This is a genomic window from Gordonia sp. (in: high G+C Gram-positive bacteria), assembly GCF_047606305.1.
Taxonomy (GTDB): domain Bacteria; phylum Actinomycetota; class Actinomycetes; order Mycobacteriales; family Mycobacteriaceae; genus Gordonia.
Window position 1 is genome coordinate 1 of record NZ_JASGER010000101.1, and the last position, 16,029, is coordinate 16,029.

Consider the following 16,029-nt stretch of genomic DNA (forward strand, 5'->3'; position numbering starts at 1 on the left):
GCGCCGCGACCGGTGGCTGGGGGCGGCGCGCTTGGCAGTCGTGCCGCGATGGGCCAGCAGCGCGCGCACCGGCGCGAAGCTGTCGTTGCCGACCCGCCCGGCCCAGACCAGGGCCCACATCGAATCGGTGACGTCGCCGGGAGCGTCGAGGTCGGTCAGCAACTCCGGAAGCCGTTGCGCGCCACCTTTCGTCAACGCGTCGACGAGACTGCCCATCGTGCTCGTCATCTCGACGTCGTCCGGAGGTGCGAGAGTGGCGGCGGTGAGGTCGGCGGGGTGCAGGGCGACCCAGCCGTCGGCCGCGCCGATCGCGCCGTGCCCCGACCACACGACCTCGCCGGCCGACAGCAGCTCGTCGAGCATCGCCGGTGCGTAGTCGGCGACCCGGCCGGGCAGGACGAGCGACTCCCACGCCGACGCGGGGATCGGCACGCCGGCCAACTGGTCGACGACGGTGGCCACGCCGTCGACTCCGCGCAACCGGCGGTCGGCGCCGACGTGCTGCCAGTCGAGCAGGAAGCGGGCGAAGCTCGGGTGGTCGACGGGGGCGATGGCGTCGCGGGTGGCCGCGAGCGAGCCGCGCCGGATCTGTCCGAGCACATCGGGATGGCACCACTGCGACGACTCGCCGCCGGGGACGAACTCGCCCTCGATGACGCGCCGCGACCCGGCCAGGCGCGAGAGGGTGTCGGTGACGACGGCGGGCGGCAGCCCGAGGGCGGTGGCGGCCTCGACACTCGTGAACGGGCCGTGCGTGCGGGCGTAGCGACCGACGAGGTCGCCGACCGGATCGTCGGTGGGCTCGGCGAAGGCCACCGGCACGCCCGGCGGCAGCGCAATGCCGAGTCCGTCGCGCAGGCGGCCGGCGTCCTCGACCGCCGCCCACAGAAACCGCCCCCGATGCGTGACCGGGATGATCTGTCCGCGCAGAGCGTCCAGGATGTCCGCGATCGGTTCGTCACCGCGGTACCGCTGCGCGATCTCCTCCTCGGACAACGGGCCCAACCAGCGCAGCAGGTCGGCGACGTCCTGCCCGTCGCGGGCCCGGCGCGTCGGGTCGAGCCGTTGTAGCCGGGCCACGACCTCCGCGATGACGTCGTCGTCGAGCAGTTCGCGCAGGTCCAGGCGACCCAGGAGCTGGGCGAGCAGCGCGGTGTCCAGGGACAGGGCCGCGGCCCGCCGCTCGGCGACGGGCACGTCGTCCGCATACATATAGGCGCCGATGTAGTCGAACAGCAGCGACGCGGCGAACGGTGACGCGCTCGGCGTCTCGACCGCGGCCAAGCGGACCTGGCGACGGGCGATGCGGGTCAGGAGGTCCTGCAGGGCGGGCAGGTCGTAGACGTCCTGCAGGCACTCGCGCACCGCCTCGAGCACGATCGGGAAGTCCGGGTAGCGGGAGGCGATCCCGAGCAGTTGCGCGCTGCGCTGGCGTTGCTGCCACAGTGGCGACCGCTTGCCCGGGTCGCGCCGCGGCAACAGGAGCGCGCGGGCCGCGCACTCGCGGAAGCGGGCGGCGAACAGCGGCGAGTCGCCGAGCGCGTCGGTGACCATCGACTCGATGTCGTCGGGGTCGATCAGAAACACCTCGGGTCCCGGCGGGGTGTCGTCGGTGTCCGGCAGGCGCACGACGATCCCGTCGTCGGCGGCGCTGACCGCGCCCTCCAGGCCGAGAGTCGTCTTCAGCCGGTTGGAGATCGCGCTGGCCCAGGGGGCGTGGACGCGCAGGCCGTAGGGCGAGTGCAGGATGACCCGCCAGTCGCCGAGTTCGTCGCGGAACCGTTCGACGACGAGCGTGCGGTCGGTGGGCACCGTGCCGGTCGCCGCGCGCTGCTCGTCGATCAGCGTTGTGAGGTTCGCCCGGGCGAAGTCGGTCAGAGTGAGGTCGGGGGAGGCGGCGACCTCGGCGACGGCCTCCGCGGTCGACGTCGCGTTCGCGACCCGGCCGGTGAACTCGCCGATGGCCTCACCCAGCTCGGCGGGGCGGCCGACGGCGTCGCCGATCCAGAACGGCAGGCGGCCGGGCATGCCCGGCGCGGGGGTGACGAGCACGCGGTCGTGGGTGATCTCCGCGATGCGCCAGCTGGAGGCGCCCAGCGCGAACACGTCGCCGACGCGGGACTCGTAGACCATCTCCTCGTCGAGTTCGCCGACGCGCCGCGGCCCCTCGTCGTCGCCGGCGAGGAAGACGCCGAACAGCCCGCGGTCGGGGATGGTGCCGCCGGAGGTGACCGCCAGGCGCAGCGCGCCGCGCCGACCGGTCAGCGTGCCCGCCACCCGGTCCCACGTGACGCGCGGGCGCAGCTCGGCGAACTCCTCGGACGGAAAGCGCCCGGAGATCAGATCGAGGGTCGCCTCGTAGACGTCGCGGCCGAGCTCCCGATACGGCGCGGCGCGGCGGACGGTGTCGAACCAGTCGTCGACGTCGAGGTCGTCGACGGCGGCCGCGGCGATCGTCTGCTGGGCGAGCACGTCGAGCGGGTTGGCGGGAATCGACAGCTCCTCGATCAGCCCGTCGCGCATCCGGGCGGCGGCGACCGTCGTGTGGATGAGATCGGTGCGGTGCTTGGGGTAGAGGACACCGCGGCTGATCTCGCCGACCTGGTGCCCGGCGCGGCCGATGCGCTGTAGGCCGCTGGCCACCGACGGCGGCGACTCGACCTGGATGACCAGGTCGACCGCGCCCATGTCGATGCCCAGCTCGAGGGAGCTGGTCGCGACGACGCAGCGCAGTCGGCCGGACTTCAGGTCGTCCTCGATTTGGGCGCGCTGCTCCTTGCTAACCGAGCCGTGGTGGGCGCGCGCCAACACCGGTGCGTCGACGGGGACGACCGGGGTGTCGAGGGTGCTGATCGCCGACGGCTTCCCGCCGGGGTTCTGGTCGTTGCGCAGCTGGTCGTCGCCGCCGAAGCCGAGGTCACGCGCATGGATCTCGTTGAGCGCCGCGGTCAGCCGCTCGGCTAGTCGGCGCGAGTTGGCGAAGACGATGGTGGCGCGGTTCGCCAGGATCTGGTCGGCGATCGACCGTTCGATGGCGGGCCAGATCGAGCCGGCGGTGGGCGACGTGGCGTCATCGCCCTGGTCGACGTCGTTGACGAGGGGGATGTTGGCCATGTCCGGCACCGGCACGTCGATGCGCATCTCGAAGGTCTTCGCAGCCGGGGGAGCGACGATCCGACAGGTCCCGGCGCCGCCGAGGAATCCGGCGACCGCCTCGGGCGGGCGGACCGTCGCCGACAGCCCGATGCGCTGTGCGGGTCGGGCGAGGTGGGCGTCGAGGCGCTCGAGGGACAGCGCGAGGTGCGTGCCGCGCTTGGTGCCGGCGACCGCGTGCACCTCGTCGACGATCACGGTGTCGACGCCGGTCAGCGTCTCGCGGGCCGACGAGGTCAGCATCAGGTACAGCGACTCGGGCGTGGTGATCAGGATGTCGGGCGGGTTGCGCACCAACTGGCGGCGATCGGCGGTCGAGGTGTCGCCGGACCGGATGCCGACGGTGATCTCGGGCGCGGGCGACCCGATCGAGGTCGCTGCCGCGGCGATGCCCGCCAGCGGGGCGCGCAGGTTCCGCTCGACGTCGACGGCGAGGGCTTTGAGCGGGGAGATGTACAGGACCTTGGTGCGCCGCGGCGACGCGGTCGGTGTGGTCGCCAGCCGGTCGATCGCCCACAGGAAGGCCGACAGCGTCTTGCCGGAACCGGTCGGTGCGATGACCAGGGTGTGCTCGCCGTCGGCGATGGAGTTCCACGCGCCGACCTGCGCGGGTGTGGGCGCCGCGAAGGAACCGGTGAACCAGGCCCGGGTGGGCGCCGAGAACCGGTCGAGCACATCGGTGGCGGACACCGCTCCATTGTTCCCGAAAGGTCGGACAGGGCAATCTGCTACGACAAGGATCCCTGGCTGCGAGGGTGGGCCAGGTCTATTCGCCCAGCTCGTCGAGCTTGGCCCAGACGACCGGCTGCCAGGTCGCCATCACCCGGTCCCAATCGGCCTGCATGTCGGCGTCCCAGTCGTCGCCGAGGCCCTCGCGGATCTCGTCGACGACGGCGTCGAACATGGTCGCGATCATGGGGCGGCTCACCTCGGCGGCGACGTGGTCGGGCACCCAGGTCGCGGTGTAGGCCGGGTCGATGGTGCCCTCGGCGAGGTCGATGACGGTCTCGAAGATGCCCGCCATCATGCGCTTGGGGATGTAGGTGTCACCGGCGAAGATCTCCTGCGCGTCGGGGTGGACGGCGTAGAGGCGCCGGTAGATCGCCTCGGTGGGGTTGCCGAGCTTGTCCTCGTACAACTCGAGGGAGCGGGCGACGGCGCTGTCGTCCGGCCGGGGGGCTGCCATGGCGTCATCGTGCCACCGGCCACCGCGGCGACCGAAGGGTGCAGGGACTTTGGGCCCTGGCCGACCGCGGCTCAGTCCAGCGCGCGGTTGATCGTCGACGCGAGATCGGCATAGAGCTTCGGGTCGTTGCCGCTGACGGGCTTGCCCGAGCTCACGATGCCCACCGCGAGGTCGCGCGACGGGTCGGCCCACATCGCCACCTGCGTCAGGCCGGTGTGCCCGAAGGCGTGCTCCGAGCCGGCTCCGAAGGGCCCGAAGCGCTTGGAACCGAGCATGTAGCCGGTGCCCCATCGCAGCGGCACCCCGCCGGTGGCCGCATCCGGCCGCAGTCGGCGGCGCTGCCGGGTGGCGCGCTCGATCGTGCCGGGGTCCAGCACCCTCAGGTGGTTCAGCTCGCCGCCGCGGCGCAGGAACTCGGCGAAGCGGGACAGCTCGTCGGCGGTGGAGACCAGATTCGACGACGGGATGACGTCGGTGAGGTACTCGGGACTGTTGGAGATGGGGATGATGTCGTACATCGTCCCGCCGACGGCCTTGGCGAAGACCGAGTCCATGAACGCCGAGCTCGACGCCCCGGTGGCGTGACTGGGCGCGACCTGCGGCACCTGCCAGTCCTTGACGCCGAAATTGGTCCAGCCGAAGCCGAGCGGGTCGAGGATCTCGTCGGCGGCGATGTCGCGAATGCTGCGGCCGGTGGCGGCGAGCACCAGCTCGCGCATCAACGGGCCCCAGGTCAGTGCGTGGTAGAGGTGCACGGTGCCCGGCGGGTAGACCGGCCGCAGCTCGCGCAGCATCGACCGCGCGTACTCGCTCTCGCGCATCCGGCGGGGGTCGGGGGAGGAGCCGTTCACCACCGGCACGCCGGCGCGGTGGGTGAGGACGTGGTCGATCGTCGTGCGGCCCTTGCCGTGAGCGCCGTACTCGGGCAGGTAGTCGGTGACCCGGTCGCTCAGACTCCACACGCCCCGCTCGACGAGCAGGTGCGCGATCGTCGCGGCCAGGGCCTTGCCGGTCGAGTAGCAGCAGAACGGCGTGTCCACCGACACGGGGATCTGCTCGGCGTCGGGCGGGTCCGACGGGCCGGCGCCCCACGCGTGGCCGACGGCACGGTTCAGCACCGTCCGTCCGCCGCGTCGCACGCAGACCTGAAGGGCGGGCTGCTGGCCGGCGCGATACCAGTCCAGCGCCGCGTTCCAGATCGCCTCGACGGCGCCGAGTTCGCCGCGTGCGGCCTCCTCGTCGCCGACGTCGGTGAGGGCGGAAAGGTCATCCATGCCCACCAACAGTAGTGACGCCTGGCACAATGCCTGACAACTAGAACACGTTCTACTGATCGACAGCCTGGAGGCGCAATGTTCGAATGGTCCGACGAAGATCTCATGGTGCGCGACGCGCTGCGCTCGTTCATCGACAAGGAGATCCGCCCGCACATCGACGAGCTGGAGACCGGCCAGCTCCCGCCGTACGACATCACGCGCAAGCTGCTCAAGACCTTCGGCGTCGACCAGATGAACGCCGACCAGCTCGAGAAGGAGCTCGCCGCCGAGGAATCCGGGGAGACCAAGAAGAAGGGCGGCGGCTCGTCGACGCTGGCGTCGTCGATGATGATGATCCTCAACATGGAGCTCGCCGGCGTGTGCCTGGGCCTGATCGGGTCGATGGGCGTCAGCATGGGTCTGACCGTCTCGACCATCCGCTCGCGCGGCACGCTCGCCCAGAAGAAGCGCTGGCTCCCCGAGCTGGTCACCATGGAGAAGGTCGGCGCGTGGGCGATCACCGAGCCCGACAGCGGCTCGGACGCCCTGGGCGGCATGAAGACCTACGTGCGCCGCGACGGCGACGGCGGGTACGTCCTCAACGGGCAGAAGACCTTCATCACCAACGGCCCGTACGCCGACACCATCGTCGTCTTCGCCAAGCTCGACGAGGGTGACAACACCCCGATGCGCGACCGCAAGGTCCTCACCTTCGTGCTCGACAAGGGCATGGAGGGCCTCACCCAGGGCAAGGCGTTCAAGAAGATGGGCATGATGAGCTCGCCGACCGGCGAGCTGTTCTTCGACAACGTGAAGCTCTCGGCCGACCGCCTGCTCGGCGAGACCGAGGACACCGGCGGCGACAAGCGCGGCGGCGACAGCGCCAAGGCCGGCTTCACCGTCGAGCGGATCGGCATCGCGGCCCTGTCGCTGGGCATCATCAACGAGTGCCTGCGCCTGTCGGTCGACTACGCCAAGAACCGCAAGCTGTGGGGCCAGGAGATCGCCCAGTTCCAGCTCATCCAGCTCAAGCTGGCCGAGATGGAGGTCGCGCGCATCAACGTGCAGAACATGCTCTTCGTCGCGATGGAGGCGATGAAGGCGGGCAAGCCGCCTACGCTCGCCCAGGCGTCGGCGATGAAGCTGTACTCCTCGCGCGCGGCCACTGACGTCGCCATGGAGGCCGTCCAGCTGTTCGGCGGCAACGGTTACATGGCCGAGTACCGCGTCGAGCAGCTCGCCCGCGACGCGAAGTCGCTGATGATCTACGCCGGGTCCAACGAGATCCAGGTGACCCATGTGGCGAAGGGCCTGCTGCGCGACTGAGCGCGCGGCATCCCCTTCGTCGGGGGATCGGCGGGGATCAGACCCCGGCGGGGACCTTCGGCTTCTCGTAGAGCAGGAAGCCGTCGTCGACGGGGCCCTTGCGCAGGTTCTTCACGTCGTGGGAGACGGCCATCGTGGTCTTCCACGGGTCGACCGTGCCCTGCTTGGGCAGCATGTCGATGGCGCGCTTGACGTAGCCGGCGTCGAAGTCCAGCAGCGGCCGGGTGTCCATGCCCTTCGGTGCGACCGGGCGCACCGAGGTGTACCCGGCGGCGTCCATGTGGGACAGCGTGCGGCAGAACCACTCGCAGAGCAGCCCGATTTTCAGGGTCCACGACGAGTTGGTGTAGCCGATCGCGAGCATGAAGTTCGGCACGTCCGAGAGCATGGCGCCGCGGTAGGCGACCTTCTCCGACGGGTCGACCGGCGTGCCGTCGATCGACAGCTGCATGCCGCCGAACAGCTGCAGGTTCAGACCGGTCGCGGTGACGATGATGTCCGCGTCCAGGTGCGAGCCGTCGGTCAGTTCGATGCCGGTCGCGTCGAAGGTCTTGATGTTCGCGGTCACGATCGTCGCCCGACCCGCCCGGACCTCCTTGTACAGGTCGGCGTCGGGCACCACGCACAGTCGCTGGTCCCACGGGTTGTACGGCGGGTTGAAGTGCGTGTCGACGTCGAAGTCCTTGGGCAGCTGGCTCGCGTTGACCTGGCGGATCACCTTGCGAGCGGTCTTCGGGAAGCGCTGGCAGAACTGGTACATGACCTTCTGCTGCAGGATGTTCTTCTGCCGGCTGACCTTGTAGCCGCGCTTGTCACCGAGGGTCTTCTTCAGCGCGTTGGCCACGACGTCCTCGCGCGGCAGCGGGATGATGTAGCTCGGCGTGCGCTGCAGCATCGTGATGTGCTCGGTGTCGTGGGACATCGACGGGATGAGGGTGACGGCGGTCGCGCCGCTGCCGATGACCACGACCTTCTTGCCCTTGTAGTCCAGGTCCTCGGGCCAGTGTTGCGGGTGGACGATGGTGCCCTTGAAGGACTTCTCGCCGGGGAACTCGGGGCGGTAACCCTGGTCGTAGTTGTAGTAGCCGGTGCCCGAGAAGATCCACCGCGCGGTCATGGTCTGCGGCTTCTTCTTCGAATCGGTGGGGGCGACGGTCAGCTCCCACGCCTGCTTCGCCTCGGACCAGTTCGCCGCGGTCACGCGGCGGTTGAACACGATCGTGTCCTGGAGGTCGTCGTCGGCGACGGCCTCGTGCAGGTAGTCGAGGATGCGCGGCGCGTCGGCGATGGCCTGGTTGTCGGTCCACGGCTTGAACTCGTAGCCGAAGGTGTGCAGGTCGCTGTCGGACCGCAGGCCCGGGTACTTGAACAGCGACCAGGTGCCGCCGATCTGGTCGCGTGACTCGAGGATGGCGAAGGACTTCTCCGGGTGCTCGGTGCGCAGGTAGTGCGCGGCGCCGATGCCGGAGATGCCGGCGCCGATGATGACGACGTCGTAGTCGACGTCGGTGCGGGTGGCTGCGGTGGTCATGTGGTTCTCCTGGGGCTGGGTGATCGTGTCAATGATCGTTGACATCAATGGTCGTCGGTGGGCGCCGTCGGGCACAAGGTCGATCTGCACCAGATAGTGGTATCTCAAGGTGCATAATGGGCGGATGGATGAGGACTGGCCTGCTCCGTCGCCGGCGGCGGCCGAGGTGATCGTGGCCGGCGCGCGACTCGTGCTCGACCCGCCGAAGGAGTGGATCGACGACTTCAACTCCGCGGCGCTGCGCGGCGTGCGGCTCGACGAGATCGCCGGGGACCGGACCCTGGTGGACGCGCTGGTCGGCACCAACATGGCCAACCTCGCGCAGTGGGCGCAGCACAACGTCGAGTCCCCGGGCGCGCGCGTGCCCATCCGCGTGATCGACGACGGCGCCGCGATGGTGCGCGAGATGGTCCGGCGCGGACTGGACTCGGGCATGCTCGACGCCTTCCGGACCGCCCAGTCCGTCGCGTGGCGGCGTTGGATGGAGGTCTGCTTCATGCTGACCGACGACCTCGACGTGCTTCGCGAGGTGCTCGACGTGACATCGCAGTCCATCGGCACCTTCCTCGACGACACGGTGACCGCCCTGGCCGAGCAGATCGCGGTCGCGCGGGCCCAATTGATCGGCGACACCCACGCCGAGCGTCGTGCGGCCGTGGCGCTGGTCCTGGAGGGCGCGCCGATCGACGACGCCCGCGCCGAGTCGCAGCTGAACTACCGGCTGACCGGTCCGCAGACCGCCGTGGTCCTCAGCGGGACCGGGATGCCGATGCGGCGACTGGAGGCGGTGTGCGATGCGATCATGGCCGCCAGTGGCCTCGACCGCAGACTGACCGTGCTCGCCGGGGTCGATCGGCTGTGGGTGTGGTTCCCGGGCGATCGGCTCGACGTCGACGAGGCGCAGGTGCCCGAGGGCATCCGCGTGGCCATCGGCCTCCCCGGCGTCGGTCGGGAGGGCTTCCGGCGCAGTCACTTCCAGGCACTGTCGGCCGACCAGACGCTCGTCGGGCTCGGATCGGCGCGCCGAGTCGTGCGCTATGACGAGCTCGCGCTGATCGGCGCACTGAGCGACGACCGGCAAATCGTCGACGACTTCGTGCAACAGACGCTCGGCGAGCTGGCCGCCGCCGACCCCGACCTGCGCGAATGCATGCGGGTCTGGTTCGACGAGCAGTGCAATTCGACGGCGACGGCCGCCCGGCTCTTCACGCACCGCAACACGGTCGTGCGACGCCTGGCCCGCGCCGAGGAGCTGTTGCCGGGCGGGCTGTCGCGCAATGCGATCGCCGTGGCGGCCGCGCTCGAGATCCGGCACTGGCAGGACTGACTTCGCCGAGTGGGCGCAGTTTCTCGCCGAGTGGGCGATGAATCTCGCCGAGTGGGCGAGTAAATCTCGCCGAGTGGGCGGTCGACTAGAGGTACTCGGCGAGCGCGTCTTCGAGTTCCTGCTTTGTCGCCACATTGCGCAGGGTCTTGACGACCTTGCCGCCGTCGAACAGCAGGAGCGTGGGCAGGCCGGTGACGCCGTACGTGGCGACAAGGCCCGACTCGTGGTCGGCGTTGACCGTTCGAATCTGCAGGTCGTGCTCGGCGGCGAACTCGGCGAGCACGGGCGCGAAAGCCGTGCAGCGCCCGCACCACGATGCCCAGAAGTCGACGAGCACCGGCTCTTGGCTGCGGATCACCTCGCCGATCGTCGAGTTCGTCAGTTCGCCAAGCCGGGCCACGGTCAGGGCTTCTCCTGCTCCGCCGCCACCGCGTCGGGATTGAGGAAGTACAAGCCGGCAACGCGCCCCTGTTCGTCGTAGCTGACGCGGCCGACCAGCTCGCCGGCCTCGAACTGGAGGGGCACGTCGACGACGGTGAAGACGCCCTGGACGCGGACGTAGGCGTCGTCGCCGATCGATTCGAGCTCGCCGACCTGGGCGACGATCTGGGCCCAGGCATTCGGTACCTCCTCGACCGGGAAGGCGGCGGCCATCTGGGGGCCGAAAGTGGCAACGATCGAGCCCCACTCGTGAGCGGGCCACAGTCGAATCTGCTCGACGGCCTTGGCTGCGGCGTCGGGGAGTGCGGTGATGGACATGGGATCTCCTGTTCGGGGGTCGATGGGTTTGCCGAAACGCTGAAAGGCTGCTTGGCGGGTGGTGCCGACGACGTCGCCGACGTCCTGCCAGGTGCATCCGGCCGCGCGGGCGGCCCGCGCAGCGTCGCCGAGAAGGCGGTCGGCCTCGCCGACGAGGTCGTGTGCGTCGTGCAGAAAGGAGATGGCCTTGTCGCGGGAGAGCGGAGGGGTTGCGGCGCGTAGGCCACGCGCCCGCCGCTCCACCGCCTCGACGGCACGTTCCAAATCACTCATGACGTAAAGGTAGCATTTACAACGGTGGTATGTAAAGTCTGTGTTTACACAACCGCTTGCCGCGATTGGCGGGATTCACCGCCCACTGGACGAGATTCTGGGCACGCTCGGCGAGATTTAGGGCACGCTCGGCGAGATCTAGGGCACGCTCGGCGAGCGGTAGGGCGCCGACTCGGCGACGTTGTCGTCGACGATGATCGGCTTGCCCAGCTGGGGGAAGGCGCGCTGGGCGCAGTCCGTGCGGTCGCACACCTTGCAGCCGGCGCCGATCGGCACCATCGTGCGCGGGTCGGCGAGGTCGACGCCGGTGGAGTAGACGAGTCGGTCGGCATAGGACAGGTCGCAGCCCAGGCCGACGGCGAATCCGCTGCGCGATCCCAGATAGCCCTGCATGGGCACGTCGGTGGTGCGGGCCAGCCAGAAGTAGGAGCGCCCGTCGGGCATCGCCGACACCTGGGTCACGATCCGACCGGGCGTGGTGAACGCGTCGTGCACGACCCACAGCGGGCAACTGCCGCCGACGCGGGAGAAGTGGAACGCCGTCGCCGACTGCCGCTTGGAGATGTTCCCGGCACGATCGGTGCGCACGAAGATGAACGGCACCCCGCGTTGGTTCGGCCGCTGGAGTGACGACAGTCGATGGCACACGGTCTCGAAACCGACCTCGAACCGCAGTCCCAGCAGCTCGATGTCGTAGCGCGCCTCTTCTGCGGCCGTGGCGAACAGCGTGTACGGCAGGACCAGGGCGCCGGCGAAGTAGTTGGCCAGGCCGACACGGGCCACCTGGATCGACTCCGGGCTGATGTTGTCCGACCCGGTCGCGATCGCATCGATCGCCTCGCCCTGGGTGAGGAAGGCCAGTTGGGTGGCGAGTTGGAAGGCGCGCTGGCCCGGTCGCAGGTGGCGGGCCAGCGTGATGACCCGCGATTCGGGGTCGTAGACGCGCTTGGGGGTCTCGTGCACGGCCGGATCCGCGAGCGCGACGGTGATGCGGTGGTCGCGCTCGAGGACGGCGGCCAGCTGCTCGTCGAGCCCGCCGACGCGCAGGCCGAGGTTGGTGAACATCTCCTCGGCCGCCACGTCGAGCGAGTGGATGTAGTTGTTGCGGTCGTAGAAGAAGTCGCGGACTTCCTCGAACGGGGTCGACGCCCGGGGTGCCTCGACCTCGTCGCGCGCGACGGTCGCGCGGTAGGTCTCCAGCTCGGTGGTGGCCGCCACGAGGCGGCGGTGCATGCCGACCATCGCCTTGCCGACGCGCGGCATGCGCGCGACGAGCTCCTCGATCTCGTGTTGGCTGATGCCGTCGAACTCGGTGTGCTGGGCCGCTTCGGAGAGGTCGCCGACGAGTCGGGCGTCCGAATCGGTGGCGAAGTACTCCGCGTCGAGGTTGAACTCCCGGCTCAGGGCCAGGAGTACCGGGATGGTCAGCGGGCGGTGCCCGTTCTCCAGCTGGTTGACGTAGCTGGTGGACAGATCGAGGCGGCGGGCGAGCGCGGCCTGGGAGATGCGCTGCTCCTCCCGCAGGCGCCGCAAACGGGCTCCGGCGAAGGCTTTGGGCATGTGACCAGACAATACTCCGGAAACCGTTCACAAGCATCACAACCGGTGGTCCAGAAATACGCAAATTACACACCTTCTAGGGCTTTCACCAGGCATATGTCATTGCGTACTGTGCGAATCATGATCAATCACAAGGTTCGCACCCACCGCAGCGCCGAAGACTTCCCGAAGGAAGAGCACCTCGCCTACAAGATCGCCAAGATGGCCGTCGATCCGGTGGAGGTCCCGGACGACACCCGCGAGATGATCATCAACCGCGTGATCGACAACGCCTCGGTCAGCGCCGCTTCGGTCGACCGCCGCCCGCCGACGACGGCGCGCGAGCAGGCACTCAAGCACCCGGCCAAGCCCGGCGCCCAGGTCTTCGGCGTCAACGGCGGCTACTCGCCGGAGTGGGCCGCGTGGGCCAACGGCGTCGCCGTCCGCGAGCTCGACTTCCATGACACCTTCCTGGCCGCCGAGTACAGCCACCCCGGTGACAACATCCCGCCGCTGGTCGCCGTCGCCCAGCACAAGGGCTGCTCGGGCCACGACCTGATCCGCGGCCTCGCCACGGCCTACGAGGTCCAGATCGACCTGGTGCGCGGCATCTCGCTGCACAAGCACAAGATCGACCACGTCGCCCACCTCGGCCCGTCGGCCGCCGCCGGCATCGGCACGATGCTCGGCCTCGACGTCGACACCATTTACCAGGCCATCGGCCAGGCCCTGCACCTGACGACCGCCACCCGCCAGTCCCGCAAGGGCGAGATCTCCAGCTGGAAGGCCTACGCCCCCGCGCTGGCCGGCAAGGTCGCCATCGAGGCCGTCGACCGTGCGATGCGCGGCGAGGGCGCCCCGTCGCCGATCTGGGAGGGCGAGGACGGCGTCATCGCCTGGCTGCTCGACGGACCCGACGCGGAGTACACCGTGCCGCTGCCCGGCGCCGGCGAGCCCAAGCGCGCCATCCTGGACAGCTACACCAAGGAGCACTCGGCCGAGTACCAGAGCCAGGCTCCGATCGACCTGGCCCGCCGCATGCGCGAGAAGATCAGCAACATCGACGACATCGAGTCGATCGTGCTGCACACCTCGAACCACACCCACGTGGTCATCGGCACCGGTTCGAACGACCCACAGAAGTTCGACCCGACCGCCAGCCGCGAGACGCTGGACCACTCGGTGATGTACATCTTCGCGGTGGCCCTGCAGGACGGCACCTGGGACTTCAAGGACTCCTACGCCCCCGAGCGCGCCGCCCGCCCCGACACCGTCGCACTGTGGAACAAGATCTCCACGGTCGAGGACCCTGAGTGGACCCGCCGCTACCACAGCGAGGACCCCAACGAGAAGGCCTTCGGAGCCCGTGCGGTCATCACCATGAAGGACGGCAGCGTCATCGAGGACGAGCTCGCCGTCGCCGACGCCCACCCGCTGGGCGCCCGCCCCTTCGCCCGGGAGCAGTACAAGCAGAAGTTCACCAAGCTGGCCAGCGGGGTCATCGCCCCGGCCGAGCAGAAGCGCTTCCTGGAGGCGGCCGAGGGCCTCGACGGCATCGCCGCCGGCGGCGTGAGCGCGCTGAACGTCGTCGTCGAGAAGGCGGTCCTCGACCGCGCTCCCAAGGTCGGCGAGGGAATCTTCTGATGGACCTCTTCTCCTCTGCGGTCACCGACACCGACAAGCGCAAGGCCCTGCGGGCCGGACTCAACTCGGGCAAGCTCCAGCGCTGGCCGGGAGCCTTCTCCCCGCTGGTCGCCAAGCTGATCGAGGACATCGGTTTCGAGGGCGTCTACGTCTCCGGCGCCGTGCTCTCGGCCGACCTGGGCCTGCCCGACATCGGCCTGACCACCCTCACCGAGGTGGCCGGCCGTGGCGGTCAGATCGCCCGGGCGACCAATCTGCCGTCACTGATCGACGCCGACACCGGCTTCGGTGAGCCGATGAGCGCCGCGCGCACCATCGCCCAGCTCGAGGACGCCGGCCTGTCGGGCTGCCACCTGGAGGACCAGGTCAACCCGAAGCGCTGCGGCCACCTCGACGGCAAGGCCGTGGTGGAGACCGGCGAGATGGTCAAGCGGCTGCGCGCCGCCGTCGAGGGCCGCCGCGACGAGAACTTCGTCATCTGCGCCCGCACCGACGCCCGCGCCATCGAGGGCATCGACTCGGCGATCGACCGGGCCAAGGCCTACGTCGACGCCGGTGCCGACCTGATCTTCACCGAGGCGCTGGCCGACGCCGGCGAGTTCGAGAAGTTCCGCAAGGCGGTCGACATCCCGCTGCTGGCGAACATGACCGAGTTCGGCAAATCCGACCTCATCACCGCCCAGCAGCTGCAGGATCTGGGGTACAACGCCGTCATCTACCCGGTGACGACGCTGCGGATCGCGATGGGCGCGGTCGAGGCCGGGCTGCGCGAGATCTCCGAGAAGGGCACCCAGGAGGGTCTGCTCGACGGGATGCAGCACCGTTCGCGCCTCTACGAGCTGCTCCGCTACCCGGAGTACAACGAGTTCGATTCAGCCACCTTCAACTTCCAGATCCCAGGAGCATGACCATGAGTGAAGAACCGAAGATCTACAAGGGCCTGGCCGGCGTCGTCGTCGACTACACCGCCATCTCCAAGGTCGTCCCGGAGACTAACTCGCTGACCTACCGCGGCTACGCGGTGCAGGACCTGGCGAAGAACTGCAGCTTTGAGGAGGTCGCGTACCTGCTCTGGCACGGTGAGCTGCCGAACGCCAAGCAGCTGGCCGAGTTCGAGAAGAACGAGCGCGCCCACCGCAAGCTGGACAAGACGGCGCAGGAGGTCCTCGACCGGATCCCGGACAACTGCCACCCGATGGACGTCTGCCGCACGATGATCAGCTTCCTGGGCACCCAGGACCCCAAGGAGGACGACCCCTCGCAGGAGGCCAACCTGGACAAGGCCGAGCGCATGTTCGCGGTGCTGCCGACCATCGTGGCCGCCGACATGCGACGTCGCCGCGGGGAGAAGCCCATCGCCCCCGACGAGAAGCTCGGTTACGCCGAGAACTTCCTCTACATGAGCTTCGGCAAGGTGCCCGACAAGGTCATCGTCGACGCGTTCAACCAGTCCTGCATCCTGTACGCCGAGCACAGCTTCAACGCCTCGACCTTCGCTTCGCGGGTGGTCACCTCGACGACGTCGGACATCTACAGCGCCGTCACCGCCGGCGTCGGCGCCCTCAAGGGTGCGCTGCACGGCGGTGCCAACGAGGCCGTCATGCACGACATGATCGACATCGACCGCCCCGAGCGGGTCACCGAGTGGCTCGACGCCAAGCGGGCGAACAAAGAGAAGATCATGGGCTTCGGCCACCGTGTCTACAAGAACGGCGATTCGCGCGTCCCGACGATGCACGAGGCGCTGGTCCGCGTTTCCGAGCACCTCGGCGAGACCAAGTGGCTGGGCATCTACGACGAGCTGGCCAAGCAGATGGACGACCGCACCGGGATCAAGCCGAACCTGGACTTCCCGACCGGACCGGCCTACCACCTGATGGGTTTCGACATCGGTGTGTTCACGCCGATCTTCGTGATGGCCCGCGTGACCGGCTGGACCGCGCACATCATCGAGCAGACCGCGTCCAACGCGCTGATCCGGCCGTTGAGCGCGTACAACGGGGAACCCCAGCGCGAAGTGCCCAAGAAGGCCTGA

General features: G+C 69.2%; 12 protein-coding genes. 5 read left to right on the top strand and 7 right to left on the bottom strand.

Translation table 11 applies throughout. The annotated features are described in order from the left end of the window. The 3 genes from QM634_RS13705 to QM634_RS13715 all read right to left on the bottom strand — a co-directional run. On the bottom strand, nt 1-3,843 hold a 3,843-nt coding region (locus tag QM634_RS13705), incomplete at its 3' end, for an ATP-dependent helicase (protein WP_415043333.1). Between the two features lie 76 nt (nt 3,844-3,919). Further along, entirely contained in the window at nt 3,920-4,339 is a 420-nt protein-coding gene (locus tag QM634_RS13710; protein WP_415043334.1) for a globin, read from the bottom strand. A gap of 71 nt (nt 4,340-4,410) precedes the next feature. Beyond that, complete coding sequence (locus QM634_RS13715) at nt 4,411-5,613, bottom strand: serine hydrolase domain-containing protein (protein ID WP_415043335.1); 1,203 nt, start codon at nt 5,611-5,613, stop codon at nt 4,411-4,413. Nucleotides 5,614-5,691: 78 nt separating this feature from the next. Here QM634_RS13715 and QM634_RS13720 point away from each other — a divergent pair, with 78 nt between their 5' ends. After that, nucleotides 5,692-6,921 carry an acyl-CoA dehydrogenase family protein gene (locus QM634_RS13720; protein ID WP_415043336.1) on the top strand — a complete coding sequence of 410 codons (1,230 nt, stop codon included), beginning with the start codon at nt 5,692-5,694 and terminating at the stop codon, nt 6,919-6,921. 37 nt (nt 6,922-6,958) lie between these two features. On the opposite strand, the gene QM634_RS13725 is transcribed toward QM634_RS13720, so the two are convergent. Further along, nucleotides 6,959-8,452 carry a flavin-containing monooxygenase gene (locus tag QM634_RS13725; RefSeq protein ID WP_415043337.1) on the bottom strand — a complete coding sequence of 498 codons (1,494 nt, stop codon included), beginning with the start codon at nt 8,450-8,452 and terminating at the stop codon, nt 6,959-6,961. 124 nt (nt 8,453-8,576) lie between these two features. Here QM634_RS13725 and QM634_RS13730 point away from each other — a divergent pair, with 124 nt between their 5' ends. Beyond that, a complete protein-coding gene (locus tag QM634_RS13730) occupies nt 8,577-9,779 on the top strand; it encodes a PucR family transcriptional regulator (protein ID WP_415043338.1) in 1,203 nt (400 codons plus the stop codon). 85 nt (nt 9,780-9,864) lie between these two features. On the opposite strand, the gene QM634_RS13735 is transcribed toward QM634_RS13730, so the two are convergent. The 3 genes from QM634_RS13735 to QM634_RS13745 form a co-directional block, all read right to left on the bottom strand. Next, complete coding sequence (locus tag QM634_RS13735) at nt 9,865-10,179, bottom strand: thioredoxin family protein (RefSeq protein WP_415043339.1); 315 nt, start codon at nt 10,177-10,179, stop codon at nt 9,865-9,867. Between the two features lie 2 nt (nt 10,180-10,181). Continuing rightward, a complete protein-coding gene (locus QM634_RS13740; protein ID WP_415043340.1) occupies nt 10,182-10,811 on the bottom strand; it encodes a DUF3887 domain-containing protein in 630 nt (209 codons plus the stop codon). Nucleotides 10,812-10,949: 138 nt separating this feature from the next. Next, complete coding sequence (locus QM634_RS13745) at nt 10,950-12,371, bottom strand: short-chain fatty acyl-CoA regulator family protein (protein WP_415043341.1); 1,422 nt, start codon at nt 12,369-12,371, stop codon at nt 10,950-10,952. A 120-nt stretch (nt 12,372-12,491) separates the two neighbouring features. Between QM634_RS13745 and prpD the strand changes: the two genes are divergently transcribed. Genes prpD through QM634_RS13760 form a run of 3 tightly spaced genes read left to right on the top strand, consistent with a single transcriptional unit; the run spans nt 12,492 to nt 16,029 of the window. Then, nucleotides 12,492-13,994 carry a 2-methylcitrate dehydratase PrpD gene (prpD, locus tag QM634_RS13750; protein ID WP_415043342.1) on the top strand — a complete coding sequence of 501 codons (1,503 nt, stop codon included), beginning with the start codon at nt 12,492-12,494 and terminating at the stop codon, nt 13,992-13,994. Next, a complete protein-coding gene (gene prpB, locus QM634_RS13755; protein WP_415043343.1) occupies nt 13,994-14,902 on the top strand; it encodes a methylisocitrate lyase in 909 nt (302 codons plus the stop codon). Before prpD ends, prpB begins: the two co-directional genes overlap by 1 nt. 2 nt (nt 14,903-14,904) lie before the next feature. Next, a complete protein-coding gene (locus QM634_RS13760) occupies nt 14,905-16,029 on the top strand; it encodes a bifunctional 2-methylcitrate synthase/citrate synthase (RefSeq protein WP_415043344.1) in 1,125 nt (374 codons plus the stop codon).

Bases quoted from the DNA above. Each gene is read 5' to 3' on its own strand.
- QM634_RS13710 (WP_415043334.1), bottom strand. From the start codon at position 4,339: ATGGCAGCCCCCCGGCCGGACGACAGCGCCGTCGCCCGCTCCCTCGAG.
- QM634_RS13715 (WP_415043335.1), bottom strand. From the start codon at position 5,613: ATGGATGACCTTTCCGCCCTCACCGACGTCGGCGACGAGGAGGCCGCA.
- QM634_RS13720 (WP_415043336.1), top strand. From the start codon at position 5,692: ATGTTCGAATGGTCCGACGAAGATCTCATGGTGCGCGACGCGCTGCGC.
- QM634_RS13725 (WP_415043337.1), bottom strand. From the start codon at position 8,452: ATGACCACCGCAGCCACCCGCACCGACGTCGACTACGACGTCGTCATC.
- QM634_RS13730 (WP_415043338.1), top strand. From the start codon at position 8,577: ATGGATGAGGACTGGCCTGCTCCGTCGCCGGCGGCGGCCGAGGTGATC.
- QM634_RS13740 (WP_415043340.1), bottom strand. From the start codon at position 10,811: ATGAGTGATTTGGAACGTGCCGTCGAGGCGGTGGAGCGGCGGGCGCGT.
- QM634_RS13745 (WP_415043341.1), bottom strand. From the start codon at position 12,371: ATGCCCAAAGCCTTCGCCGGAGCCCGTTTGCGGCGCCTGCGGGAGGAG.
- prpD (WP_415043342.1), top strand. From the start codon at position 12,492: ATGATCAATCACAAGGTTCGCACCCACCGCAGCGCCGAAGACTTCCCG.
- prpB (WP_415043343.1), top strand. From the start codon at position 13,994: ATGGACCTCTTCTCCTCTGCGGTCACCGACACCGACAAGCGCAAGGCC.
- QM634_RS13760 (WP_415043344.1), top strand. From the start codon at position 14,905: ATGAGTGAAGAACCGAAGATCTACAAGGGCCTGGCCGGCGTCGTCGTC.